We start from the raw sequence: 1,211 nt of genomic DNA on the forward strand, positions 1-1,211 counted from the left end.
GCCGCACTCGCTACAGACGCCGAGTCCGCGGAGGTGGACGAGGTCGCGGAGCCCGTCGTGTCCGCCGGGGCGGCCGGTCCCGCGGACCTCACCGAGCCCGCGGAGGCCGTCGAGCCCGTCGGGCCCGCGGAGGCCGTCGAGCCCGCCGAGCCCGCCGAGCCGGCGGAGGTCGTCGGGTCCGTCGAGGTCGTCGAGTCCACCGAGCCCCCACCGGCCACCGCGCCACCGGTCGCCCCGTCCTCGACAGCGCCACCGCCCACCCCCGCTGCCTCGCAGGTCGGGACGTCCTCGGTGTCCGGCAGGACCGCCGCGGCGAGGAACTGCTTCTCCCCGATCCGCGCCCAGGCGCCGGAGAGACACTCGACCGGGACGTCCGCGCTGTCCGCGGCCACCCCGACGACCTCGGCGCCCTCGTCCGGCGCCGACCGCACCTCCGCGACCCCCTCGGCCGAGTCCGCGGCGACCGCGGAGAGCCGCACCGAACCCGTCCACAGGTACTCCACCTGCACCTGTGAGTTGTCCTTCAGGCCGAGGGCGTCCCAGAACACGCCGTCGCCGAGGTCGATGCCCGCGGGGTTCACGGCCTTGCGGCCGAACTGGTCGTTGCCCCCGTTGTAGCCGTCCCGGAAGGCGGCCTGGGCCTGCGGCACGCCCTGGGGCAGGTCCTTCCACTCCTGGCGCCGGTCGGCGGGGTTCCAGTAGTCGTCGCGGGTGTTCCACGGGCCGACGTCCCACACCGGCGCGAAGGCGCACTTCCCGTTGGGCGCGCACACCCGCACCGAGTAGTCGCTCGTGTCCCGCGGCGAGAGCGCGCGGCGCGAGGGCAGTGCCACGAAGTGGTCCCGCTCGGTGATCACGTGGCCGTTGGCGGTGGTGCCGCCGACGAGCCCCTCCCGCGTCGCGAAGACGTTTGCCGAGAACGGGGCGGTCTCGGCGAGGCCCTCGGTGCCCCCGGTCGACGGCGCGGCGGTGAGCGTCACGCCGCGGACGGTCGGGGCCGCACCCGCCGAGGTGCCGGTGAGCACGAGCCGACCCTGCACCTCGTCGGTGACGACGGGCAGCGCGACCGTCCCCGAGTCGGCCGGGATCCACTCCGTCCAGCCGCCGCTCGCGGTCCGCCCCCGGACGTCGACCGAGGCCGACATCGCCGACATCCTCACGAAGTCCGTCGAGAACTGGTGACCTGTGGGTGCCGATGGTCGCCATGGCGA

1 protein-coding gene is annotated in these 1,211 nt (G+C 75.3%); it reads right to left on the reverse strand.

All coding sequences use genetic code 11. The annotated features are described in order from the left end of the window. The coding region (locus tag H5J29_RS33445; RefSeq protein WP_181784873.1) for a DUF8814 domain-containing protein at nt 1-1,145 on the reverse strand (1,145 nt) is incomplete at its 3' end. Nucleotides 1,146-1,211 lie beyond the last annotated feature (66 nt).

Origin of the sequence: Pseudonocardia pini (assembly GCF_013870575.1) — a bacterium.
GTDB classification, from domain to species: Bacteria; Actinomycetota; Actinomycetes; order Mycobacteriales; family Pseudonocardiaceae; genus Pseudonocardia; species Pseudonocardia pini.